This window comes from Streptomyces sp. NPDC008139 (assembly GCF_042957025.1).
Taxonomy (GTDB): Bacteria; Actinomycetota; Actinomycetes; order Streptomycetales; family Streptomycetaceae; genus Actinacidiphila.
In genome coordinates, this window is record NZ_JBIBHM010000001.1 from 546,990 (window position 1) to 571,268 (window position 24,279).

General features: G+C 73.0%; 17 protein-coding genes. 16 read left to right on the top strand and 1 reads right to left on the bottom strand.

Going from position 1 to position 24,279, the window contains the following annotated elements:
• The first annotated feature begins 111 nt into the window (after positions 1-111).
• From ACFZBB_RS02340 to ACFZBB_RS02405, 14 genes are all read left to right on the top strand, one after another.
• A complete protein-coding gene (locus ACFZBB_RS02340; protein ID WP_355337173.1) occupies positions 112-1,347 on the top strand; it encodes an ROK family transcriptional regulator in 1,236 nt (411 codons plus the stop codon).
• Positions 1,348-1,583: 236 nt separating this feature from the next.
• Positions 1,584-2,915: an extracellular solute-binding protein gene (locus ACFZBB_RS02345; RefSeq protein WP_391116938.1), complete on the top strand. Its 1,332-nt coding sequence runs from the start codon at positions 1,584-1,586 to the stop codon at positions 2,913-2,915.
• Entirely contained in the window at positions 2,915-3,865 is a 951-nt protein-coding gene (locus ACFZBB_RS02350) for a sugar ABC transporter permease (protein WP_355337169.1), read from the top strand. Before ACFZBB_RS02345 ends, ACFZBB_RS02350 begins: the two co-directional genes overlap by 1 nt.
• Before the next feature lie 2 nt (positions 3,866-3,867).
• Positions 3,868-4,782 carry an ABC transporter permease subunit gene (locus ACFZBB_RS02355; RefSeq protein ID WP_391116940.1) on the top strand — a complete coding sequence of 305 codons (915 nt, stop codon included), beginning with the start codon at positions 3,868-3,870 and terminating at the stop codon, positions 4,780-4,782.
• On the top strand, positions 4,779-6,041 hold the full coding sequence (locus ACFZBB_RS02360; protein WP_391116942.1) for a 6-phospho-beta-glucosidase: 1,263 nt from the start codon (positions 4,779-4,781) through the stop codon (positions 6,039-6,041). Before ACFZBB_RS02355 ends, ACFZBB_RS02360 begins: the two co-directional genes overlap by 4 nt.
• Positions 6,032-7,060: a BadF/BadG/BcrA/BcrD ATPase family protein gene (locus ACFZBB_RS02365; protein WP_391116944.1), complete on the top strand. Its 1,029-nt coding sequence runs from the start codon at positions 6,032-6,034 to the stop codon at positions 7,058-7,060. The genes ACFZBB_RS02360 and ACFZBB_RS02365 overlap by 10 nt, the downstream gene beginning before the upstream one ends.
• A 218-nt stretch (positions 7,061-7,278) precedes the next feature.
• Positions 7,279-8,664 carry a hypothetical protein gene (locus tag ACFZBB_RS02370; RefSeq protein ID WP_391117493.1) on the top strand — a complete coding sequence of 462 codons (1,386 nt, stop codon included), beginning with the start codon at positions 7,279-7,281 and terminating at the stop codon, positions 8,662-8,664.
• Positions 8,665-8,771: 107 nt separating this feature from the next.
• Positions 8,772-9,749: a transporter substrate-binding domain-containing protein gene (locus ACFZBB_RS02375; RefSeq protein WP_391117495.1), complete on the top strand. Its 978-nt coding sequence runs from the start codon at positions 8,772-8,774 to the stop codon at positions 9,747-9,749.
• Between the two features lie 57 nt (positions 9,750-9,806).
• Positions 9,807-11,102, top strand: coding sequence for a hypothetical protein (locus ACFZBB_RS02380; RefSeq protein WP_391116946.1), 1,296 nt, complete (start codon positions 9,807-9,809; stop codon positions 11,100-11,102).
• Positions 11,103-11,241: 139 nt separating this feature from the next.
• Positions 11,242-13,872, top strand: coding sequence for a tetratricopeptide repeat protein (locus ACFZBB_RS02385; RefSeq protein WP_391117497.1), 2,631 nt, complete (start codon positions 11,242-11,244; stop codon positions 13,870-13,872).
• 14 nt (positions 13,873-13,886) lie between these two features.
• Positions 13,887-15,479: a protein phosphatase 2C domain-containing protein gene (locus ACFZBB_RS02390; RefSeq protein WP_391116948.1), complete on the top strand. Its 1,593-nt coding sequence runs from the start codon at positions 13,887-13,889 to the stop codon at positions 15,477-15,479.
• Positions 15,480-15,493: 14 nt separating this feature from the next.
• Positions 15,494-16,840, top strand: a complete 1,347-nt coding sequence (locus tag ACFZBB_RS02395; RefSeq protein ID WP_391116950.1) for a VWA domain-containing protein — start codon at positions 15,494-15,496, stop codon at positions 16,838-16,840.
• A gap of 106 nt (positions 16,841-16,946) precedes the next feature.
• Complete coding sequence (locus tag ACFZBB_RS02400; protein WP_391116952.1) at positions 16,947-18,089, top strand: FHA domain-containing protein; 1,143 nt, start codon at positions 16,947-16,949, stop codon at positions 18,087-18,089.
• Positions 18,086-18,802, top strand: coding sequence for an MBL fold metallo-hydrolase (locus tag ACFZBB_RS02405; protein WP_391116955.1), 717 nt, complete (start codon positions 18,086-18,088; stop codon positions 18,800-18,802). The genes ACFZBB_RS02400 and ACFZBB_RS02405 overlap by 4 nt, the downstream gene beginning before the upstream one ends.
• 21 nt (positions 18,803-18,823) lie before the next feature.
• Here the strand turns inward: ACFZBB_RS02405 and ACFZBB_RS02410 are convergent, their stop codons facing one another.
• On the bottom strand, positions 18,824-20,065 hold the full coding sequence (locus tag ACFZBB_RS02410) for a methyltransferase domain-containing protein (RefSeq protein WP_391116957.1): 1,242 nt from the start codon (positions 20,063-20,065) through the stop codon (positions 18,824-18,826).
• Between the two features lie 73 nt (positions 20,066-20,138).
• Between ACFZBB_RS02410 and ACFZBB_RS02415 the strand changes: the two genes are divergently transcribed.
• Together ACFZBB_RS02415 and ACFZBB_RS02420 are read left to right on the top strand one after the other, a co-directional pair.
• Complete coding sequence (locus ACFZBB_RS02415) at positions 20,139-20,543, top strand: globin (protein WP_391116959.1); 405 nt, start codon at positions 20,139-20,141, stop codon at positions 20,541-20,543.
• Positions 20,544-20,675: 132 nt separating this feature from the next.
• Positions 20,676-24,173 carry an FtsX-like permease family protein gene (locus ACFZBB_RS02420; RefSeq protein ID WP_391116961.1) on the top strand — a complete coding sequence of 1,166 codons (3,498 nt, stop codon included), beginning with the start codon at positions 20,676-20,678 and terminating at the stop codon, positions 24,171-24,173.
• The last annotated feature ends 106 nt before the right edge of the window (positions 24,174-24,279 follow it).

Sequence of the window (24,279 nt, forward strand, 5' to 3'; positions counted from 1 at the left end):
TTCATAACGACTTGGCCGTCCTGCCGTCGACCCCCCTTGACGCTCCGCCAATGGCGGGCCTACCTTTCGTTTTGCCAATAGGAAACTTTCCTAACAGTGAACTGAGGGAGGATGGCGCGCATGGCTGGCACCCCTGGAACGCCGCGCGTACTGCGCGCCATGAACGACCGCGCCGCACTCGACCTCCTGCTGGAGCACGGCACGCTCTCCCGTACCCGGATCGGCAAGCTGACCGGACTGTCCAAGCCCACCGCGTCGCAACTGCTGGCGCGCCTGGAGGCGGCGGGGCTGGTCCAGGCCACCGGCACCACGGCGGGCCGCCCCGGCCCCAACGCGCAGCTCTACTCGGTCAATCCGGCCGCCGCGTACGTGGCGGGGCTCGATGTCAACTCCGAGCGGATCAGGGCCGCGGTCGCCGACATCACCGGCCGTACCGTCGGCACCTTCAAGCTGCTCACCCCGCGCCGCCGCACCGCGGGCAACGCGGTGGAGCAGGTCGTGCAGGCGGTGGACGGCGCGGCCAAGGCCGCCGGGCTGAACCGCTCCGACCTGCACCGGATCGTCATAGGCACGCCCGGCGCCTTCGACCCCAGCACCGGACGGCTGCGCTACGCCAGCCACCTGCCCGGCTGGCACGCGCCCGCGCTGCTGGACGAGTTGGCCGCCGCGCTGCCGATGCCGTTGGAGTACGACAACGACGTCAATCTCGCCGCCGTCGCCGAACAGCGGATCGGCGCCGCGCGCGAGCACGACGACTTCGTGCTGCTGTGGAACGAGGAGGGCATCGGCGCCGCCATCGTCATCGGGGGCCGGCTGCACCGCGGCTGGACCGGCGGCGCGGGCGAGGTCGGTTTCCTGCCGGTGCCCGGCACCCCGCTGGTCCGCAACGTCACCAAGGCCAACAACGGCGGCTTCCAGGAACTCGCGGGCTGCAACGCCGTGTTGCGGCTGGCCAGGGAACTCGGCATCGACGTCCCGGCCGGCACCCAGCAGGACGCCGCCGCCGAACTGCTCGCCGAGGCCGCGCTGCGGCACACCGCGAGCGAGGAGACCGGCGCCGACAGCGGCCCGTACGGCGAACTGCTCGCCCGGTTCGCCACCGGCACCGCCATCGGTCTGGCCTCGCTGGTCGCCGTGCTCGACCCGGCGATGATCGTGCTGTCGGGCGATGTGACCGTGGCGGGCGGCGAACCGCTGCGCGCCCTGGTCCAGGCCGAACTCGCCGAACTGGCCGTACCCCGGCCGCATCTGGTGCTCGGCACGGTCCAGGACCACCCCGTACTGAGCGGGGCGCTGGAGAGCGCGCTCGCCACCACCCGCGACGAGGTGTTCGACACCTCGCGCTGACCCCGCCCCGACAACAGACCCCGCCACCCCGAACCGCCAGAGCCAGAGCCAGAGCCAGAGCCAGAACCCCCCAGAGCCCAGAACCCGCGTACCCCGCAGATCCAGCGGACCGGCACACCCCGCCGCTCCGGTGGTCCCGCACACCCTCGGCACACCCCTCGGCACACCCTCGAACAGTCCTTGAAAGCAGTACGTGAAAGGCCCGCAAGGCCCGAAGATCCCCCGGAGGAAGCGCAGTGTCCCGTCTGACGAAGGCAGCCGCCGCCGTAGCGGCCACCGCCGCGATATCGCTGCTCGCGAGCGCATGTACCGGCCAGAGTTCCGGCTCGGCCGACGACGACGCCAGCAAGGACGTCTCCATCACGTTCTGGCACGGCTGGACCGCGCCCAACGAGCTGAAGGCCATCAACGACAACGTCGCCCGGTTCGAGAAGGCGCACCCCAACATCCACGTCAAGGTGCAGGGCAACATCACCGACGACAAGATCAACCAGGCGCTGCGCGCGGGCGGTTCGAAGGCCCCCGACGTCGTCTCCTCCTTCACCACCGACAACGTCGGCCAGTTCTGCTCCTCCGGCTCGATGGCCGACCTGGGCCCGTTCCTGACGAAGTCGAAGATCGACCCGGCCGCCACCTTCCCCAAGCCGATGCTGGAGTACACCCAGTTCAACGGGACCCGCTGCACGCTGCCGCTGCTCGGTGACGCGTACGGGCTGTACTACAACAAGAAGGCGTTCGCCGCCGCCGGGATCAGCGCGCCGCCCAAGACCATGAGCGAGTTCAAGGCCGACGCGATCAAGCTGACGAAGTCCAAGGGCGACTCGTACAGCCAACTCGGCTTCATGCCGAACTTCCACGGCTACGAGTCCACCACCACGCATCTGGCCGCGCAGTGGGGCGTGAAGTACTTCGACGCGAGCGGCAAGTCCCAGGTGGCCAAGGACCCCGGTTTCGCGGCGATGTTCGGCTGGCAGCAGGACATGGTGAAGTCGCTGGGCGGCTTCGGCAAGCTGGAGAAGTACCGCAACACCTTCGGTGACGAATTCGGCGCGAAGAACCCGCTGCTGACCGGCCAGGTCGCGATGGGCATGGACGGCGAGTGGCGGCTGGGCATGGCCAAGGACTCCGGGATGAACGACCTCGGCGTGGCGCCGTTCCCGGTCCCCGACGACCAGGCGAGCACGTACGGCAAGGGCTACCTGTCCGGCACGATCATCGGCATCGCCAACACCAGCACGAAGAAGAACGCGGCCTGGGAGCTGGTGAAGTTCATGACCACCGACACCGACGCGGTCGTCTCCTTCGCCAACGCGATCCACAATGTGCCCTCCACGCTGGCCGCGCTGAAGTCGCCGAAGCTCGACGCCGACCCCGGCTTCAAGACCTTCATCGACATCGCGCAGAACCCGGACAGCACCACCACCCCGCCGAGCATCAACGGCGGCGCGTACCAGCTCACGCTCCAGGACTTCGGTTACGCCTACGAGTCCGGCAAGTCCAAGGACCTTGAGCAGGGTCTCCAGGGTGTCGACGCGCAGGTCGACAAGGACATCGCGCAGGCCAAGTGATGACCGCCGCCCTCCATCCCCTGCTGAAGGCCAAGCGCCGCAAGTCGGCGCTGCGCACCCTGGCCTTCCTGTCCCCCTGGATCATCGGGTTCAGCGTCTTCTTCGTGTACCCGCTGGTCTCCACCGTCTACTTCTCGTTCATGAAGTACAACGGCATCAACGCGCCGACCTGGGTGGGCGGCAAGAACTGGTCGTACGTCTTCTCGGACTACCCGTTCTTCTGGCCCGCGCTGCGCAACACGCTGTGGCTGGTCGTCGTGATGGTCACGCTGCGGGTGCTGTTCGGACTCGGCATCGGCCTGCTCATCACGAAGATCAAGACGGGCGCGGGCTTCTTCCGTACGGCGTTCTACCTGCCGTATCTGGCCCCGCCGGTCGCCGCGACGATGGCGTTCGTCTTCCTGCTCAACCCCGGTACGGGACCGGTCAACCACCTGCTGGGCGACTTCGGTCTGCCCACCCCGGGCTGGTTCACCGATCCGCACTGGTCCAAGCCCGCGCTGACCATGCTGGCCGTGTGGGGCATAGGCGACCTGATGGTGATCTTCATGGCCGCGCTGCTCGACGTGCCCAAGGAGCAGTACGAGGCGGCTGAGTTGGACGGCGCGGGCCCCTGGCACCGCTTCCGGTTCGTGACGCTGCCGAACATCTCGCCGATCGTGATGTTCGCGGTGGTCACCGGCGTCATCCAGACCATGCAGTACTACACACAGCCGCTGGTCGCGGGGAAGGTCGCGAGCGGGGTGATCGGCAACTCCGGCCAGCAGGTGGAGCCCGGCTACCCCGACAAGTCGACCCTCACCCTGCCGCAACTGGTCTACGAACGCGGCTTCCAGCGCTTCGACTACGGCTCGGCGTGCGTCATCGCCCTCGTGCTGTTCGTGCTCTCGATGGCGTTCACGGCGCTGCTGCTGCGCCGCCGCAACGGCTTCCTGTCGGCGGAGGACTGATCATGACCCAAGCGACCATCGCGCCCGGCGGCGCCGTACGCGGCTCCGCCGCGGGCCGCGGCCCCGACCTCCGCGCCCGGCGCAAGGCGCGCCGCAAGGAGACCCTGCACTGGATCGCCGTGCACTCGCTCGGCATCGCGGCGGCGGCCTTCTTCGTGCTGCCCTTCGTCTTCGTCTTCCTCACCGCGGTGATGAGCGACAACCAGGCGCTCACCCGCGACCTGTGGCCCGCCCACTGGCAGTGGTCCAACTTCCGCACGGTGTGGGACACCCCGGGCTTCCTGACGTGGTGGCGCAACACGCTGGTGTACGCGGTCGGCGGCACCGTGCTGACCGTGGTGTCGTCCCTGCCGGTGGCGTACGCGCTCGCCAAGTTCCGCTTCCGCGGCCGTAATCTGGTCATGGTCCTGGTGATCTCGACGATGATGCTGCCGCCACAGGTGGTCATCATCCCGATGTACCTGTTCTGGACCAAGCAGTTGGGGATGGACGGCAGCCTGTGGCCGCTGATCATCCCGATGGCCTTCGGTGACGCGTTCACCATCTTCCTGCTGCGGCAGTTCCTGCTGACGATCCCCAAGGAGTACACCGAGGCCGCCAAGGTCGACGGCTGCGGTGAGCTGCGCACGCTGCTCACCGTCATCGTCCCGATGATCAGGCCGGCCCTGGCCGCGGTGGCGCTCTTCCAGTTCTTCTACTGCTGGAACGACTACTTCGGGCCGCAGATCTACGCCAGCTCCAACCCCGGGGCCTGGACGCTCAGCTACGGACTGGAGTCCTTCAAGGGCGCACACCACACCAACTGGAATCTGACCATGGCGGCCACCGTTCTCGTGATGGCCCCGGTGATCGTGGTCTTCTTCTTCGCGCAAAAGGCCTTCATCGAAGGCGTGACCCTGACGGGAGTCAAGGGATGAAACTGGCAGTCGTGGGCGGCGGGTCCACGTACACCCCCGAACTCATCGACGGATTCGCGCGGTTGCGCGACACTCTGCCGATCGAGGAACTGGTGCTGGTCGACCCGGCCGCGGACCGCCTGGAGTTGGTCGGCGGGCTCGCCCGGCGGATCTTCGCCAAGCAGGGCCATCCGGGCACCATCACCACCACCGCCGACCTGGAGTCGGGGGTGGCCGGCGCGGACGCCGTGCTGCTCCAGCTCAGGATCGGCGGGCAGGCCGCGCGCAACCAGGACGAGACGTGGCCGCTCGAATGCGGCTGCGTCGGCCAGGAGACCACCGGCGCGGGCGGTCTCGCCAAGGCGCTGCGCACGGTCCCGGTGGTCCTCGACATCGCCGAGCGGGTGCGCAGGGTCGCGCCGCAGGCGTGGATCATCGACTTCACCAACCCGGTCGGCATCGTGACCCGGGCGCTGCTCCAGGCCGGGCACAAGGCCGTCGGGCTGTGCAATGTGGCGATCGGCTTCCAGCGCAAATTCGCCAAGCTGCTGGACGTCTCGCCGGAGCAGGTGCACCTGGACCACGTCGGGCTCAACCACCTGACGTGGGAGCGCGGGGTGCGCCTGGGCGGGCCGCAGGGCGACGACATGCTGCCCAAGCTGCTCGCGGAGCACAGCGACACGATCGCCGCCGACCTGCACCTGCCGCGCGAGATCGTGGACCGGCTCGGCGTCGTCCCCTCGTACTACCTGCGCTACTACTACGCGCACGACGAGGTGGTGCGCGAGCTGCGGACCACGCCGTCGCGGGCCTCCCAAGTGGCCGCGATGGAGAAGCAGTTGCTGGAGATGTACGGCGACCCGGCGCTGGACGAGAAGCCGGAGCTGCTGGCCAAGCGCGGCGGCGCCTTCTACTCGGAGGCCGCGGTGGCGCTGGCGTCCTCGCTGCTGCGGAACACCGGCGACATCCAGGTGGTGAACACGTACAACAACGGCACGCTGCCGTTCCTCGCCGACGACGCCGTCATCGAGGTGCCCGCGGTGGTCGACGGGAACGGCACGAAGCCGCTGCCGGTCGAGCCGCTCGACCCGCTGTACGCGGGCCTGATCGCCAATGTCACGGCGTACGAGGACCTGGCGCTCGAGGCCGCGCTGCGCGGCGGCCGGGACCGGGTGTTCAAGGCGCTGCTGTCGCACCCGCTGATCGGCCAGTACGAGTACGCCGAGGCGCTCACCGACAGTCTCGTCGCGCACAACCGGGAGCACTTGGCGTGGGCGTGAGCCGGGAACCGCTCGTCCCCGGTGGCGTCCTCGCCATCGACGCGGGCAACAGCAAGACCGACGTGGCGCTGGTCGCCGCCGACGGAACGGTGCTCGGCGCCGCCCGCGGCGGCGGCTTCCAGCCGCCGGTCGTCGGGGTCGGGGCAGCCGTCGACGCCCTCGCGCGCATCGTGGAGCGCGCGGCGGCCGACGCGGGCCTGCGGCGTGACGCGGACGGTTCCGACAGCGCCGATACCGGGACACCTCTGGTGGAGCACACCTCGGCCTGTCTGGCCAACGCGGACCTGCCGGTCGAGGAGCAGCAACTCGAAGCGGCGGTGCACGGGCGCGGCTGGGCGAGGTCGACACGCGTCGCCAACGACACCTTCGCGATCCTGCGGGCGGGCGTGGACGCGCCCCGCGGGGTGGCGGTGGTGTGCGGCGCGGGCATCAACTGCGTGGGCATGCTGCCGGACGGCAGGACGGCCCGTTTCCCGGCGATCGGCAAGATCTCCGGGGACTGGGGCGGCGGTTCGGGTCTCGCCGAGGAGGCCCTGTTCCACGCCGCCCGCGCCGAGGACGGCCGGGGCGGACCGACGGCGCTGGCGGCCACACTGCCCGCGCACTTCGGACTGCCCTCGATGTACGCGCTGATCGAGGCGCTGCACCTGGAAACGATTCCGGCGGCCCGCAAGTACGAGCTGACGCCCGTGCTGTTCGCCACCTCCGACGCGGGGGACGCGGTCGCCCGCTCGATACTCGACCAGCAGGCCGACGAGATCGTGGCCCTGGCCACGGTGGCGCTGGCCAGGCTCGATCTGCTGGACGAGGAGGCCGACGTGGTGCTGGGCGGCGGGGTCATGGCGGCCAGGAATCCGTATCTCATGGACGCCCTGACCGAACGGCTCACCGCCCGCGCCCCCAAGGCCCGGCCGCACGTCGTGACGGCGCCGCCCGTGCTCGGCGCGGCCCTGCTGGGTCTGGACCACCTGGCGGCCCCACCGCAGTCCCACGCGGCACTGCGGGCCCACTACGCGTAACGCCTCACACCGCCCTGTTCGGTTCCCGTCACCCGGGAACCGAACAGGGCGTTTACGCGTGTGGGGGGTTAGGGGAGCAGGCAAGGCGGTTGTGCGGCAAGATCCACCGGTTGGCTAGGTGGATGCAGGTGGCTGCGGCCATACTGCTGGCTGAGAGCGTGACTTCCGCGGACGCGGTGGTCGGTCCCGGGGGAGGGTGAGTGACGCAGACGCCGACGATGGGCGGTTCGAACGGGCTGAACCGGACGGAGGTACCGGCGCAGCGCCGCCGGGCCTGGGTGGAACGTACGGATCAGCTCAAGGCCGCCGCCACCACGGAGCCGGGCCGGCTGCGGATCATCGGCGCCGTACTGGCCCTGCTGGTCGTGGCGTTCGGCGCCGTCACGGCCTGGCAGGTCAGCGACCGTACGACGGCCGCGGGCAGCGTGCTCCACCACAGCGGGCCGCTGAGCGCGGACGCGGCGGAGATCTACCGCAGCCTGGCCGACGCCGACGCGACGGTGGCGGGCGGCTTCCTCGTCGGCGGCCAGGAGCCGCGCTCGGTCACCGACCGCTACGACAAGGACATCGACACCGCGGCCGAGCTGATCACGCACGCCGCCGCGAACACGCAAGGGTCCGCGGAGGCGAGCGCGCAGATCTCCTCGCTCAACCAGCAACTCCCGCGGTACACCAAGCTGGTGGCCACCGCCCAGGCCAACAACCGGCAGGGCCTGCCGCTGGGCGGCGCCTATCTGCGGTTCGCCAACGAGCAGATGCGCAAGCCCGGCGGGCTGCTCGACGCCTCCAAGAAGCTGTACGAGGCGGAGTCGGCGCGGCTGGACGACGACTACTCCGGCGCCAAGGCGCTGCCCTACGCCTCGTGGGCGCTGGGCATCGTGGCGCTCGGCGGCCTGGTGTGGGCGCAGCGCCGCCACTACCGGCGCACCAACCGGGTGTTCAACCACGGCATGCTCGCCGCGTCCGCCGCCTCCGCGGTGGTCCTGCTGTGGCTGGTGGTGGGACACACGGTGGCGCGTACGCAGCTCGACAACTCCGACGCGCACGGCGCGGAGTCGATGAAGGTGCTCAACAGCGCGCGGATCGCGGTGCTCCAGGCCCGCGGCGACGAGAATCTGACGCTGGTGGCCCGCGGTTCCGGCAGCGCGTACGACGCGACGTTCCAGAGCGGCATGGAGACGCTGGCGGGCAAGGACCCCAAGGGTGTGGGCGGTGAGCTGGCGAAGGCCCTGAAACTGGCCGACAACACGGCGGGCCGCACCCCGGTCGATTCCGCCATCAAGGGTGTGCAGGCGTGGCGCGGCAGGCACGATGTGGCCAGGGCGAGCGACAACAACGGTGACTACGCCACGGCGGTCGCCGAGGTGATCGGCGGCAAGGACAGCAAGGGCAAGACGGTCACGGAGACCACCGGGCAGTGCTTCGACGTGGTCGACGCCAGTCTGGAGAAGGCCGTCGCGCAGGAACAGCACGAGTTCCAGCAGGCCGCGAGGAACGGCCACGGCGCACTGTCGCTGCTGCCGTACGGCGCGGCGGTGCTCGCGGTACTGGCGGCGGCGGGCGCGGTGTTCGGCATCGGACGCCGCCTGTCGGAGTACCGGTGATGAGCGTGCGGAACGAACCCGGGGTGAGGCGGACTGTGGAAGCGAAACGGCCAGGACGCGGCGGACGGGCCAGGGCCAGGCTGCGCGGCTGGGGCGGCGTCGCGGGGATGGCCTCGGCGTGCGCGCTGGCGCTGAGCGCCGCGCTGCTGCTGCCGTCGGACACCGCTCCCGCCGCCGACGCGGGCAGGACCGCCCCGCCGGCGCCGGTGACGCACGCGCAGTACGCGGCCGACGACGCGTGCGAGAACTCCGCGACGGCCCTGGACCCGGCCACCGGCGCGGTCACGAGCCTCGATCCCAACGGCGGGACACGGGACGGCGCGGCGGTGGAGCGGATCAGGCGGCACAAGCGGCTGATCGTCGGTGTCGACCAGAACAGCTATCTGTGGGGCTACCGCGACCCGGTCTCCGGTGAGATCACCGGCTTCGACATCGCCATCGTCAAGGCCATCGCGGAGAGCATCCTCGGCCAGGACGCGCAGGTGCAGTACCTGACGATACCGACCGACCAGCGCGTCCCGATGATCCTGACCCACAAGGTCGACATGGTGGTGCGCACGATGAGCATCACCTGTTCCCGGCTGACCGAGAAGGACAAGCAGATCGCCTTCTCCAGCGCCTACTTCATGGCGGGCCAGCAGCTTCTGGCGCCCGAGGGCTCCCCCGTCACCGGCTTCGACGACTCGCTGAGCGGCAAGAAGGTCTGCACCGCGTCCGGTTCGACCGGTGAGACCAAGCTCCAGGCGGACCCGCACGGCGCGAAGATCATGCTGGTGCCGAACCAGCTCGACTGCCTGGTGCGGGTGCAACTCGGCCTCGCCGACGCGGTGTTCACCGACAACGCGCTCGCGGCCGGCCAGGCCGCGCAGGACCCGTCGATGCGGCTGGTCGGCAAACCGGTCACCACCGAGCCGTACGGTGTGGCGATGAACCTGGCGGACACCGACCTGATCCGGCAGGTGAACCAGGTGCTGGCGACGTACAGCGGCGGCGGCGCCGACAGCGAGTGGATGCGGCAGTACCACCGGTGGCTCGGCCAGCACCTGTCCGGGATCACCGGCCCGCCGGAGGCCCACTACAAGTAACGGCGCGACGCAGTCGGGGGCACCAACAGCGCACACGGACAGCGGAAAGAGGGTGTGATGGCGGTCGCTGGACCCACCGGACCGGTCATGGGACGGGAAGAGGTCGACCGTGCCCTGGAGCGGCTCGGCACCGAGCACGAGGCGATCGAGTCCTCGCTGCTCGCCCTCCAGGACCACTCGGGCCGCCGTCTGCTGGAGGGCGCCGAGCTGACCGGTGTCACCAAGGAGCGCTGGGCGGAGACCGACGCGGCGATCACCCTGCTGTGGGCACATTTCGAGGCGTACACCGAGGCGTTGGACAGCGCGCGTGAGCTGCGGGCCAGGCGCCGCTGGCCGACCCAGACCGAACTGGTCCGGCTGACCGAGCTGCTGCGCGGCGAGGGCGTGACCGTCACCGGGGCCGCCACCCCGGACGCCGCCAGGTCGCTGACCGGCCCGGCGAAACTGACCGAGCAGTTCAGCCTGGAGCAGTTGCTGGCGCGGATGAACGGCTGGTACGACCAGGCCATGGAGACGGTGGCCGCCGCCGACTCCGTGTGGTCGGCGCTGCCCGCCAGGATCGACCTGCTGGCCGCCGAGACCCGGCGGGTCCAGTCGCTGGCGGACTCGGTGGGCGTACGGCCGGGCACGCACCCGGCGGGCGACGAACTGGCCGGTCTGATCGACGACTTGGGCGTGCTGCGCGCCCGTACCGTCTCCGACCCGCTCGCCTTCTGGCGGGCCGCGCCCTCGCCCGGCCGCCCCGACACCGAGCGGTACGAGCAGGCGGGCCGCCAACTGGAGCAGATCCGCCGCGAGGTGGAGGCGGTGCTGCACGTACGGGACGACGCCGAGCACCGGCTGCTGCGGCTGCGTGACGTGCTGTCGCGCGCCGACCGCACGCTGACCGAGGCGCGCAGCGCCCGGGTCGAGGTGCTGTCGAAGATCCTGGCGTCCGACGTGCCCGCGGTCAGCGGCCCGGCGGCGGCGCTGCACGAACAGCTCGCGTCCGCCGAGGAGTTCTGGCGCGGCTCGCAGTGGCACCGGCTGTCCCCGCTGCTGGACGGCCTGGAGGAGCGCGCGGACGAGGAGCTGCTGCGGGCCCGCGACTCGCTGACCGCGGTGACCGCGCCGCTGGCGGTCAGGGCGGAGCTGCGCGGCAGACTGGACGCGTACCGCGCGAAGGTGGCGCGGCTGGGGATGGCCGAGGACCCGCTGCTGATCGAGCGGTACGACCAGGCGCGCCGTCTGCTGTGGAGCGCGCCGTGCGACCTGGCCGCGGCCGAGCGCACCGTGCAGCGGTATCAGCAGGCGGTCGCGGAGGTCACCGTGCCGCGGACGTCGGGGCCGCAGGACAGCAGGGGGCCGGCATGACCGGGACCGCCGGAATGCCGTCGTCGGACGGGACCGTTGCGTACAGGGCGCGCGTGGCGTACGCGCGACAGGGGAAAGGCTGAGGGGGAACACCGTGAGCAAGTGCCAACGGCCCGATTGCGGCGGGACCTTGGAGGACATGGGCGGCGGCGAGCTGTACTGCGACACCTGCGGCCTCGCGCCGCTCCCGGTGGCCGCGCAGGGCGGCGCGGGTCCGGCGGGCGCGGGTCCGGTGGGCGCGGCGGGCTCGGTGCCCGGCGCGCGCGGCGCCGACTCGGGCCGCTCCGGCCGTTCGGTGTCCTCGCAGACCTCGTCGCACTCCTCCTCGCGGTCCTCCAAGTCGTCCTCCCGCGCCTCGCGCCGTTCGGTCTCCGGGCGGCTGTCGCGGTCGCTGAGCGGCACCGCCACCGGCCGTTCGGTGTCGGTGCGCAGCAGCCGCGGTTCCAGCAGCGGCTCCACCCGCGGCAAGCTCGGCGCGGGCCTGGTGTCGGTGCCGACGGTGCCGCGGCCGGACCCGGCCGCCGCGGTGCTGGAGAACCCCGAGGTGCCCGAGCGCAAGCGCTTTTGCAGCAAGGGCGACTGCGGCGCGCCCGTCGGCCGCAGCCGCGGCGACCGCCCCGGCCGTACCGAGGGCTACTGCAGCAAGTGCGGCCACCCGTACTCGTTCTCGCCCAAGCTGCGGCCCGGCGACATCGTGCACGGCCAGTACGACGTGGTGGGCTGCCTGGCGCACGGCGGCCTCGGCTGGATCTACCTGGCGGTGGACCGGGCGGTGTCCGACCGCTGGGTGGTGCTCAAGGGCCTGCTCGACACCGGGGACGAGGACGCGCTGGCCGCGGCCGTCTCCGAGCGGCGCTTCCTCGCCGAGATCGAGCACCCCAACATCGTCCGGATCTACAACTTCGTCGAGCACCTCGACCAGCGCACCGGCACCCTCGACGGGTACATCGTGATGGCGTACGTCGGCGGCAAGTCGATGAAGGAGATCGCCAACGAGCGGCGTACGCCGGACGGCAGGCGCGAGCCGCTGCCGGTCGCGCAGGCCATCGCGTACGCCATCGAGGCGCTGGACGCGCTGGGGCACCTGCACAGCCGCAATCTGCTCTACTGCGACTTCAAGGTCGACAACGCCATCCAGACCGAGGACCGGCTCGAACTCATCGACATGGGCGCCGTGCGGCGGATGGACGACACCGAGTCGGCGATATACGGCACGGTCGGCTACCAGGCGCCCGAGGTCGCCGAGGTCGGCCCCTCGGTCGCCTCCGACCTGTACACGGTGGCGCGCACGCTCGCGGTGCTGACCTTCGACTTCCAGGGCTACACGAACGTCTTCGTGGACAGCCTGCCCGACCCGGGCAACATCGAGGTCTTCTCCCGCTACGAGTCCTTCTACCGGCTGCTGGTCCGCGCGACCGACCCGGACCCGGACAAGCGGTTCTCCTCCGCCGAGGAGATGTCCGACCAGCTCCTGGGCGTGCTGCGCGAGGTCGTCGCCCTGGAGACCGGCCGCCCGCGGCCCGCGCTGTCCACCCTCTTCGGCCCCGAACTGCGCGTGGTGGACACCGAGTTGGTACGGCCGGTGACCGGGGACACCTCGACGCTCGGCGCCGACCGCGCGCTGGAGAAGGCCTCGCGGCGCCGCGACCGGGTCGGCGGCAACGGGTCGGCGCCCGCGCTGCCCGCCGGAAGCATCCCGGCCCAGCCCGCGGGGCTGCCCGCCGTGCCCGGCCCCGGCGCGTACAGCCCGACCGTGATCGGCGCCCCGCTGCCCAACTGGGGCCCGCCGCCCGCCACGAGCCCCACCGTGTCGCGGCTGAACGCGGGCGCGGCCGTACTGGCGCTGCCCGTACCGCATGTCGACCCCGCCGACCCCAACGCGGGTTTCCTGGCCGGGCTTTCGGCCGCGGCCCCGGCCGAGTTGGTGGCGGCGCTGCACTCCGCGCCGCAGGACTCGGTGGAGAAGCGGCTGCGGGAGCTGCGGGCGCGGCTGGAGATGGCCGACCTCGACGGCGCCCAGCAGGTGATGGCGACGCTCGCCGACGCCGAGGACGACGCCATCGACTGGCGGGTGGTGTGGCACCGCGGCCTGGCCGCGCTGTGCACGGGCGACCACGAGACGGCGGCGCTGAGCTTCGACGCGGTCTACGACGCGTTCCCCGGTGAGCCCGCGCCGAAGCTGGCGCTGGGCATCTGCGCCGAGGTGCTGGGGCAGTTGGACAACGCGGCCGAGTACTACCGGCTGGTGTGGACGACCGACCAGAGCTATGTGAGCGCGGCCTTCGGTCTCGGCCGGGTGCTGCTGGCCTCCGGTGACCGGCAGGGCGCGGTACGCGTCCTGGAGTCGGTGCCCGAGTCGTCGATCCACTTCACCGCCGCGCGGGTGGCGGCGATCAGGGCCCGGCTGCGGGACAGATCGCCGCGGGAGCCGCTGCTGGCCGACCTCCAGGCGGCCGGGCTCCAGGTCGAGGAGCTGCAACGGCAGGGCCTGGACTCCGACCGGCGCGAGCAGCTCGCCACCGAGGTGCTGGGCAGCGCGCTGGACTGGGTGCTGGCGGGCCGTGTCGGGGACCTCCCGGCGGGCGCTCCGGGCGTACCGTCAACAGCCGGACCGCACAAGGCCGTTCTGGGCTCCGCCCTGAACGAGCGGGACCTGCGGTTCGGCCTGGAGCGCTCGTACCGGGTGCTGGCCAGGCTCGCCCAGCAGGGCAGTACGAGGATCGAACTGGTGGAACGCGCCAACCGCTTCCGCCCCCGGACGTGGGTGTAAACGAGATGCCGCCAATGCCCGAGTCGCCGCCTTCCACGACGACGCTGTGCCCCTCCTGTGCGGAGCCGCTGGACGCGGAGGACCGCTTCTGCGAACACTGCGGCGCGGACCTCAGCCGCACCGCCTCCGGCGCGGACCCGTCAACGGCGGGGGCCGCCGCCTCGCCTTCCGGCGCGGAAACGCCCGGTGCGGCGGGCGGTGCGGCGGGCGGTGCGCCCTCGGCCGCCGGACCGGCGGGCACGGACGGCCGCCACCTCGGCTCCGCGGCCGCCGATGCCGGGACGCCCGGTGAAGGCCCCGGCGCCGCGGGCGGTGCGGCGGGCGCGAGCGCCGGAAACCCGGCTGCCGGAACGGCGGGTGCCGGATCGGCAGGCGCCGCGCCTTCGGCTGCCGGGACGGCGGGCACGGGCGGCAACCCGCACGGCGGCGCGCACCCGCGGGCCGCAGGCGCCGGCCAGGACGGTCAGCTCGGCGGCGGGCACCACGGCACCGGGCAACCCGGCGGTGGAGCCGAAGGCGACGGGGCCGCGACCGACGCGTTCCTGCTCGCTCCCCCGCAGGCCGCGGGGGGCGGCGACACGCTCGCGCTCGGGGTGCCGCTGGCCGGGGCGAAGGTGTCGGATCCGCGCGAGGAGGAACCGGCGGAGGAGAACGGCACGGTGTGCGTGGCGTGCGGCCTCGGCGGGGTCGACGCGGACGGGTACTGCGAGCACTGCGGGCACGCCCAGCCGCGCAAACGGGACCACCAGGAGCAGGAGTTGGAGGGCGTGGCCGCGGTGAGCGACCGCGGGCTGCGGCACCACCGCAACGAGGACGCCTTCGCCCTGTCCACGACCTCGCTGCCGGACGGCACCCCGGCGGTCGCCGCGGTGGTCTGCGACGGCGTGTCCACCGCGTACCGCCCGGACGACGCGTCGGCCGCCGCGTCGGTGGCGGGCAACGAGTCGCTGCTGGCCTCGCTGGAGCGCGGCGCCCCCGCCGAGGAGGCCATGCGCGGCGCGCTGATGGCGGCCTTCGACGCGGTGAGCGCGCTCGCCGAGGAGGAGACCCAGGACGGCGTCCCGCACCACAACGCACCGGCCTGCACCTGCGTCAGCGCCGTCGTCACCGGCCCGGTCTTCACCGTCGGCTGGATCGGCGACAGCCGCGCGTACTGGATTCCCGACGACCGCGACCGCCCGTCGGCCCGGCTCACCGAGGACGACTCGTGGGCGGCCAGGATGGTCTCCGCCGGGCTGATGACCGAGGCGGAGGCGTACGCGGACGACCGGGCGCACGCGATCACCGGCTGGCTCGGCGCGGACGCCGTCGAGGTCGACCCGCACGTGGCGGCCTTCCAGCCGGAGAGCCCCGGCGTCATCGTGGTGTGCACCGACGGGCTGTGGAACTACGCGGAGTCGGCCGCCGAGATGGCCGAGGTCGTACCGCCGGACGCCAGGACCCGCCCGCTGCACAGCGCGCGGACGCTGGTCGGGGTGGCGCTGGACGGCGGCGGCCACGACAACGTAACGGTCGCGGTGCTGCCGTTCCCGGCCGCCGTGTCGCGGGCAGGATTCCCACCCGCCCAGGTCACGGAGGGCCTGGGCGGGGCTGTGAACGGGCTTTAAGGAGCGCAGTACCGATGGCCAAATTCTCGAAGTCGAACGTGCCGCAGTTCTCGGTCGACATCTATCAGAACGAGTTCCTTCCCGAGGGCGGCCGCGAGGTCAACGCCATCGTCACCGTGACGTCGACCGGCGGCGGCACCTCGGGCGGGCAGCCGCTGCCGGGGCCGGCGTCCGCCGGCGGGGGCGCGGCGCCCAGCGCGGGCGTGGTCATCATGGTCGACTGCTCGGGCTCGATGGAGTATCCGCCGACGAAGATGCGCAACGCCCGTGACGCCACGGCCGTCGCGATCGACACCATCCGCGACGGCGTCGCCTTCGCGGTGGTCGGCGGCACCCACCAGGCGCGCGAGGTCTACCCGGCCAACGGCACGCTGGCGGTGGCCGATCCGACCACCCGCGCGCAGGCCAAGCAGGCGCTGCGCAAGCTGACGGCGGGCGGCGGCACCGCGATCGGCACCTGGCTGCGACTGGCCGACCGGCTGCTGGCCAGCACCGACGTGGCCATACGGCACGGCATCCTGCTCACCGACGGCCGCAACGAGCATGAGAAGCCGGAGGACCTTCAGGCCACCCTCGACGCGTGCACGGGCCGCTTCACCTGTGACGCGCGCGGTGTCGGCACCGACTGGGAGGTCAAGGAGCTGACCGGGATCGCCTCGGCGATGCTCGGCTCGGTCGACATCGTCGCCGATCCGGCCGGACTCGCCGCGGACTTCCAGGCGATGATGGAGAACGCGATGGGCAAGGAGGTCGCGGACGTCAGCCTGCGGCTGTGGACCCCGCAGGGCTCCGAGATCAAGTTCGTGAAGCAGGTCGCGCCGACCGTGGAGGACCTGAGCGCGCGGCGCACCGAGGCCGGTCCGCGCGCGGGCGACTACCCGACCGGGTCGTGGGGCGACGAGTCCCGCGACTACCACGTGTGCGTGCAGGTGCCGGTGGCCGGGGTCGGCCAGGAGATGCTGGCGGCGCGGCTGTCGCTGGTGCTGCCGCAGCCGGACGGCACCGTCGAGGTGCTGTCGCAGGGCCTGGTCCGCGCGGTGTGGACGGACGACATGGCCGCCTCCACCCGGATCAACCCGCAGGTCGCCCACTACACCGGGCAGGCGGAGCTGGCGCAGGTCATCCAGCAGGGTCTGGAGGCCCGCAAGTCCGGTGACATGGACGGCGCGACGGCGAAACTGGGCCGCGCGGTGCAGCTCGCGAGCGCGTCGGGCAACGAGGACACCGCGAAGCTGCTGTCGAAGGTCGTGGACGTGGTCGACGCGGCGAGCGGTACTGTGCGGCTGAAGGCCAGGGTCGCCGACGCGGACGAGATGACCCTGGAGACCCGGTCGACGAAGACCGTGCGTGTGAAGAAGTGACCCGTGCGGTCGCGACATGTGACGACGTAACGTGTGAGGACGTAACCGTCAGCAGCTCGCACGGATTGTGACCCCGCCCCCGGCGGGCGGAGGGGGAGCCAGCACCATGCCGACTTGTCCGAACGGCCATCAGTCCGGGACCGACGACTGGTGCGAGGTCTGCGGGATGCGGATCGCCGTGCCGTCGTCCTCGTACGGGACCCGGCCGCCGTCCTCGTCGGCGTCCGCTTCCGCGTCGGCGTCCAGCTCGCCGGTGTCGACCTCGCCGGGGGCGTCGTCGCGCGGCTACGACCCGGACGGGCCGGCGGCGCCGGAGCTGTGCCCGCAGTGCGGGACGCCGCGGGAGGGGATGGCGCTGTTCTGCGAGGAGTGCCGTTTCAACTTCCAGACGCACACCTCCACCACCTTCGTCGCGCCGCCCGCTCCGCCGCCGACGGCGTCCGGTTTCCCGCCGTATCCGGACTACGGCTCGCAGCGGTCCCGCCCCTCGCAGGTGAACCGGCCCGCGGAGCCGCTGCCGTCGCAGTCGGTGACGTCGGGTTCCGGGGACTTCCTGCTGGACCCGCCGTCCTCGCAGGTGAAGGCGGTGGGGTCGGGTCCGGCTCCGGTGGCGGAGCCGGAGGTCTCCGCCGAGCGGCCGCCCGCCGCGCGGCCGACGCCCACCGAGGCGTCGGTGGCTCCGCCCGCGCCCGCCACGCGCCGCCCGATCGAGGGCGGCGGCCCCGAGCACGCGCCGTCCTCGCCGGCGGCGCCTGCGTTCCAGAACCCGTATCCGTCCGGTGAGCAGTCCGGGCCCTCGGTCTCCCCCGGGTCCGGCCACGAGCCGCCCGCGGCGTCCGCCGGTACGGCGTGGGTCGCGGTGATCGGCGCGGACCGGGAGTACTTCACCGCGATGATGGCCCGCAGCGGCCCGGACGCGGAGGGCCTGTACTTCCCCGCGTTCTCGCCGGAGATCCAACTGCCCCTGATCGGCAACCAGATCACCATCGGACGGCGCCGCCAGAGCACCGGTGAGGCCCCCGACATCGACCTGTCCCGCCCCCCCGGGGACCCGGGCGTCTCCCACCAGCACGCCGTGCTGGTCCAGCAGCCGGACGGTTCCTGGGCGGTGGTCGACCAGGACTCCACCAACGGCACCACGGTCAACCTGGGCGAGGACGCGATCCGCCCGTACACCCCGATCCCGCTCTTCGAGGGCGACCGGGTCCATGTGGGGGCGTGGACGACGATCACACTCCGCCGGGCGTGACGCGCGTGTCCGCTACGGGAGCGGCCCTGCGCCGCCTCGACCTGGGCCGGTTCGTCCGGCCGGGCTCCGAGACCGGCGACGGGAAGCCGCGGGTGGAGCCCGCGCTCGGCTATCTGGTCGAGCACGACGGCGAACTCCTGCTCTTCGACACCGGGATCGGCACCGCGGACCCCGAGACGGACGCGCACTACCGCCCGTACCGCCGTCCGCTGCCCGACGCGCTCGCCGCGGCGGGGGTGACGACCGCGGACATCGCGCTGGTGGTCAACTGCCATCTGCACTTCGACCACATCGGCGGCAATCCGCTCTTCCCCGGCACTCCGGTGCTGGTGCAGGACGCCGAGCTGGCGGCGGCGCGCGGCGGCGGCCACACGCCCGAGCATCTGGTCGGCTTCCCCGGCGCCCGCTACGAGGAGCTGACCGGTGAAGTGGAGATCCGTCCGGGGCTGTGGATCCTGCCGACGCCGGGTCACACGGTCGGCCACCAGTCGCTGGTGATCCGCAGGCCGGACGGGACGGTGATCCTGGCCGGTCAGACGCACGCCTCGGCCTCCGACTTCGCCGCCGCGCAGGGCGCGGTGCTGGCCGCCGCCGGCGGTGCGGGAGCGCCGCTGCCCGAGCCCGACCCATGGGTGGAGCGGCTGCTGGCGTACGACCCGCGGCGGATTCTGTTCGCGCACGACGCGGCGGTCTGGGAGCCGCTGTCCGGCTGAGGGCTCTTCGGCCGCCGCGGCTCACAGCGGCCAGCGGTACGGGCCCGCCGGGTCGTCCAGCCAGGTCCACTGGCGGGGGCCGTCGACGGTGAGGCCGAAGCGGGACCTGGCCGGGTGGCCGAGGTCGCGGAAGACGACGTGCGCGGACTCGGCGAGCGCCCACAGGTCGCGGGGGCCGCTGACGCGGGTCGTGCCGTCTGCGGTGACACTGGCGGTGGAGCCGTCGGCGGCCAGCAGTCGGGCGGTGCCGGTCCGGGGCGACCAGGTGAGGTCCAGCGGGCCCGCGACGAGAGTGAGCAGGAAGCGGAAGAGGTCGTTGCCGATGATCCGCGGCGGTGTGCGGGTGGCCCGTACCGCCTGCGCCGCGTCGTCGGCGGGTGCCGGGGCCGTCGTGGAGGGGCCGCGCAGCGGGACGAAGAAGGCCGGGGTGGCCAGGAAGTGCCCTTCGGCCTCGGTGGCGCTCCGTACGGTGAGCGCGATCAGCCCGGTCCCGAGGGGCGCGAGGATCCGGGCGCCCGGCCGGCACTGGGCGAGCCAGGCCGCCGGGATCGCGGGCAGTTCGCAGGTCGCGATCACCCGGTCGTACGGGGCGCCGGCCGGGTGGCCGAGCGCGCCGTCGCCGGTGACCACGGTGACGGAGCGGGCGGCGGGTGTGCCGTACGCGGCCAGGTGCGCGCGGGCGGCGGCGGTGATCCGCTCGTCCAGGTCGATGGTGGTGACGGCGTCGGGGCCGAGGCGGTGGGCCAGCAGCGCCGCGTTGTAGCCGGTTCCTGCGCCGATCTCCAGGACGCGGTGGCCGTCCGCCACGTCGAGCGCCTCGCACATCAGGGCCATCAGCGAGGGCTGGCTGCTGGAGGAGAGGAGTTCGCCGTCCACCACGTCGGTGGCGATCGGCCGGTCGGCGTAGCTGCCCGCGAGCCAGCGCAGCCGGTGGCGCGGGTCGGGGTCGGCGGCGGTGAGCCGGTCCTGCCCGCCGCCGTGCGCCGAGCGCTGGTAGTCGGGTACGAACAGGTGGCGCGGCACCTCGGCGAAGGCGGCCCGCCAGGCCGGGTCGGTGAGGCCGCCGCCCGCGACGATGCGGCGGACCATGCGGGTGCGCAGCGCGGAGGCCGCGGCCCGGTACCGCCCGGCCGCGCCCGTACCCGTACCCGTACCCGTATCCGTATCCGTACCCGTATCCGCGCCTGTACCGGTATCCGAGGTCGTACCGTCCGCGCCCGTGTCCGTACCCTCCGTGCCCGCTTCCGCGTCTGTGTCGGCCATGCCTCCATCGTGCGCCCGCGGACCCGGTCCTACGACTCCGGTACTCGGCCGGTCCTTCTGCGACCATGGGGGTGTGAATGAGATCCCGCGCGGCACGGTGCAGCAGCAGACGTTCTACGAGCTGGTCGGCGGCGAGGAAACCTTCCGCCGTCTGGTGCACGTCTTCTATCAGGGGGTGGCGGGCGATCCCGAACTGCGGGCGATGTACCCCGAGGAGGATCTCGGCCCGGCGGAGGACCGGCTGCGGCTCTTCCTCATGCAGTACTGGGGCGGTCCCCGCACGTACAGCGACGAGCGCGGCCACCCGCGGCTGCGGATGCGGCACGCGCCCTTCGAGGTGAACAAGGCGGCGCACGACGCGTGGCTGCGCCATATGCGGGTGGCGGTCGACGAGTTGGGACTCGACCCCGCGCACGAACAGCAGTTGTGGGACTACCTGACGTACGCCGCCGCGTCGATGGTCAACACCCCCGGCTGAAAACGGCCCTGAGCGGAGGCGAATCGTCCGCTCAACGGTCGGTCACGATCGTATTCCGACAACCTCCGGCACCGTTCACCACGCGCTCCCCGTTTGAGACCATCCGGTCAGCGACAGGACGGGGGCTCGCCGGTGACCGGTTTCGTGCTGCTGCGCGTCCGCGCGCACCGGTTGCTGCTCGCCGCCGCGCTGCTCACGGTGGTCCTCACCACCTCCGTGCTGGCCACCTTCACCGCCTTCACCGGCGCGATCGGCGACGCGGCGCTGCGCCGCACCCTCCAGCACCAGGCCGCGGACCGGTCGACGGTCGAGGTGCAGGCATCGGTCACCGGGCAGACGCGGGACGGGCTGGATTCGGCCGTACGGCGCACCGTGCCCGACGCGTTCGACGGGCTGCCGGCCGCGGTCAGGTCGAGCACCAGGTCGGGCCCGTACGGGCTGCCGTTCGCGCTGCGCCCCGCCGGGTCGCCGACGGGCGGGGACCCGGATCTGACGCTGCTGGCCACCTTCGACCGCTCGCGCGTCACAATCACCGAGGGCGCCTGGCCGACGCCCGCGGCCAAGGGCTCCGCCGAGGTGCGGGTCGCCATGCCGGTGGTCGCGGCCCAGGCGCTCCAGGTGCGGACCGGCAGGGTCGTCACGCTCACCGACCGGCTCGGCGGGCCGCCGCTGCGCATCCGTGTGACCGGCCTCTACCGCCCCGCCGATCCCGCCTCGCCGTACTGGCATCTGGACCCGCTGCGCGGACGCGGCATCCACACGCTGTCGTTCACCACGTACGGGCCGATGCTCGTGGACGGCGGCACCTTCGGCTCGGGGCGGGTGGCGCCCGCCGAGATGTCCTGGCAGGGCACGGCGGACTTCGGCGGCGTGGGCGTGGCCCGGATGGACGCGCTGGAGCGCAGCGCGAAAGCGGCCGTCGCCGAACTGCGCGGCTCGAAGGCGACCGGCTCCGCGCAGGTGTCGAGCGAGCTGCCGACGCTGCTCGACGGGCTGCGCCGCAGCCTGCTGGTGACCCGCTCGACGCTGCTGATCGGCGCGCTCCAGCTCGTCATCCTGGCGGGCTTCGCGCTGCTGCTGGTCGCGCAACTGCTGGCCGAGGAGCGGGCCGGGGAGACCGCGCTGCTGCGGGCCCGCGGCGGCTCCCGCTCGCGGGTGGCCCGGCTGGCGGCCGGGGAGGCGCTGCTGCTGGCGGTGCCCGCCGCGCTGATCGCGCCGCTGCTCGCCGGTCCCGTCACGCGACTCCTGGCGGGGACCGGCGCGCTGGCCCGTACCGGCGTCACGCTCGGCGGCGGCAGTGGCGGCGCGGCCTGGGTCGTGGCCGTGTGCGCGGCGCTGGCCTGCGCCTTCGCGGTGATCGTGCCCGCGGTGCGCGGCGGCGGCTCCTTCACGGCCGAGCGCGCGGCGCGGTCCCGGCGGGGCGCGCTGCCGGGCGCCCTCCAGGCCGGGGCGGACGTCGGGCTGCTGGTGGTCGCCGGGGTCGCGTACTGGCAGTTGCAGCGCCGGGCGTCCGGCAGCGGCGTGCTGAGCGCCGACGGCGCGGGCGGTCTCGGCGTGGACCCGGTCCTGGTGGCCGCGCCCGCGCTGTGCCTGCTGGCGGGCACGGTGCTGGTGCTGCGGTTGCTGCCGCTGGCGGCCGGGCTCGGTGAGCGGCGGGCGGCGCGCGGTCGCGGGCTCGCGCCGGCCCTGGCGGGCTGGCAGTTCGCCCGCCGTCCGCGGCGCGGCGCGAGCGCGGTGCTGCTGCTGGTGCTGGCCGTGGCCATGGGGATGTTCGCGATCGGGCAGGGCGCGAGCTGGGACCGTTCGCAGCGCGACCAGGCGGACTTCACCGTCGGCTCCGACATCAGGGTCACCGGGATGACGACCCCGCCGTTCGGGCAGGCCGGGATCTACGCGAAGGTGCCGGGCATCACCGCGGTGGCCCCCGCGGCCCGCGACGAGGTGCTGCTGACACAGCAGCGGCACGCGACGGTCCTGGCCATCGACACCGAGCAGGCGGGCAGGGCGATGCGGTTCCGCTCCGACCTCACGTCGGGGCGGCCGGTCGCAGAGCTGCTCGCGCCGCTGAGGGCGGGAGGGAAGGGCGGGGCCGCCGGGAGGAGCGGGGATTCGGGCCGGGTCACTGGGAGGGCCGGGGGTTCGGGCCGGGCCGCCGGGGATTCGGGCGGGGCCACTGGGAGCGCCGGGGATTCGGGCGGGTTCGCCGTCCCCGGTGACGCGCGCCGGGTGGAGTTCACCGCGTCGCTGCGGGCGGTGGACAAGCACGGCCGCCGGATCGCGTCCGCCGACGGCCCCGACCACCTGACCGCCGCGCTGACGGACGCCACGGGTGTGGTGTACGAGTTCGAGCTGGGCGACCTGCCGCCGGACGGCGCACCGCACCGGCTCGCCCTGGACCTGGCGTCCGCGGCGGGCACGGCGGGCGGCGGCCCGGCGGGACCGCTGCGGCTGACGCGGATCGACACCGTCTTCTCGCTGCCGGGCGTGAACGAGACGCACCGACTGACGATCTCCTCCGCGCGGGTCGTCGGGCCGGACGGCGGTGGCGAGGCGCTGAGCGCGGCGGGTACCGGTACGGCGCGGGGCGCCGCTTCGTGGGACGCGCAGGCGGACTTCGACGACCCGAGCCTGGCGGGCGATCCCGGTGCGGTGCGGCCGTCCGCCGAACCGCCCGTGCTGGGCGGCCCCGCGCTGTTCCGCCTGGAGTACGCCACCGGTTCCACGGAGGTGGTCCCGAACAGCTGGCAGGCGCCGCCGACCGCCACCGTACGCACCCGCGTCGAGTCGCTCGTGCCGCCCGAACTCCCGGCCGTCGCCACCGACTCGTACCTCAAGGCGGTCGGCGCGAGGGTCGGCGGCACCGTGCGGATCCAGCTCAACGGTGTGGACATCGTCGCCCGCGTCACCGCCGCCGTCCGCGCGATCCCCGGCACGGCGGACCGGAGCGCCGCCGCCCCGGACGGTGCGCAGGACACGCAGAGCCGGCAGGACCTGGACGCGGGCGCCCTGCTGCTCGATCTCCGGTCCGTCAACCGGCTGTTGGAGTCGCAGGACGCGCGTTCCATGGAGCCCACCGAGTGGTGGCTGGCCACCGGGCCCGGCACGACCGCGCGGGTCGCCGCCGCGTTGCGCGCCCGTACCGACGTCGACGTGGTGCTCGTACGGGACGAGACCGCGGCGGATCTGCGGGCCGATCCGCTGGGCGCGGGACCGCAGTCGGCGCTGCCCGCCGCGGTGATCGCCGCGGCAGTACTGGCCGCGGTCGGCTTCGCGGTCAGCGCGGTCGGCGCGATCAGGGAGCGCAACGGCGAATTCGCGGTGCTGCGCGCCCTGGGCACCCCGCGCCGCCAGTTGGCCCGGATGATCGCCGCGGAACAGGGGACGCTCGTGCTGATCTCGCTCGTCGTGGGCGTGGTGCTGGGCGCGCTGCTGACCCGGCTGATCACCCCGCTGGTCGTGCTCACTTCGCAGGCCGCCCGGCCCGTTCCCGATCTGCTGGTCGAGATGCCCGCGGGGCCGCTGGCCGAACTGCTGGGCGTCGTCCTGATCGCGCCGCTGGTCGTCGTCCTCGCCACCGCGGTGCGCCGCGGCGATCCGGCGGCGACGCTGCGGCGGCAGGGGGAGGACTGAGATGCCGGACGACAACTCGCTTGAGGGCGGGGGTATTTCGGAGGGCGCTTCGGGGGCTTCTCCGGAACGGGCTTCGGGGCGGCGGGCTCCGGGCCGGGCTCCGGGC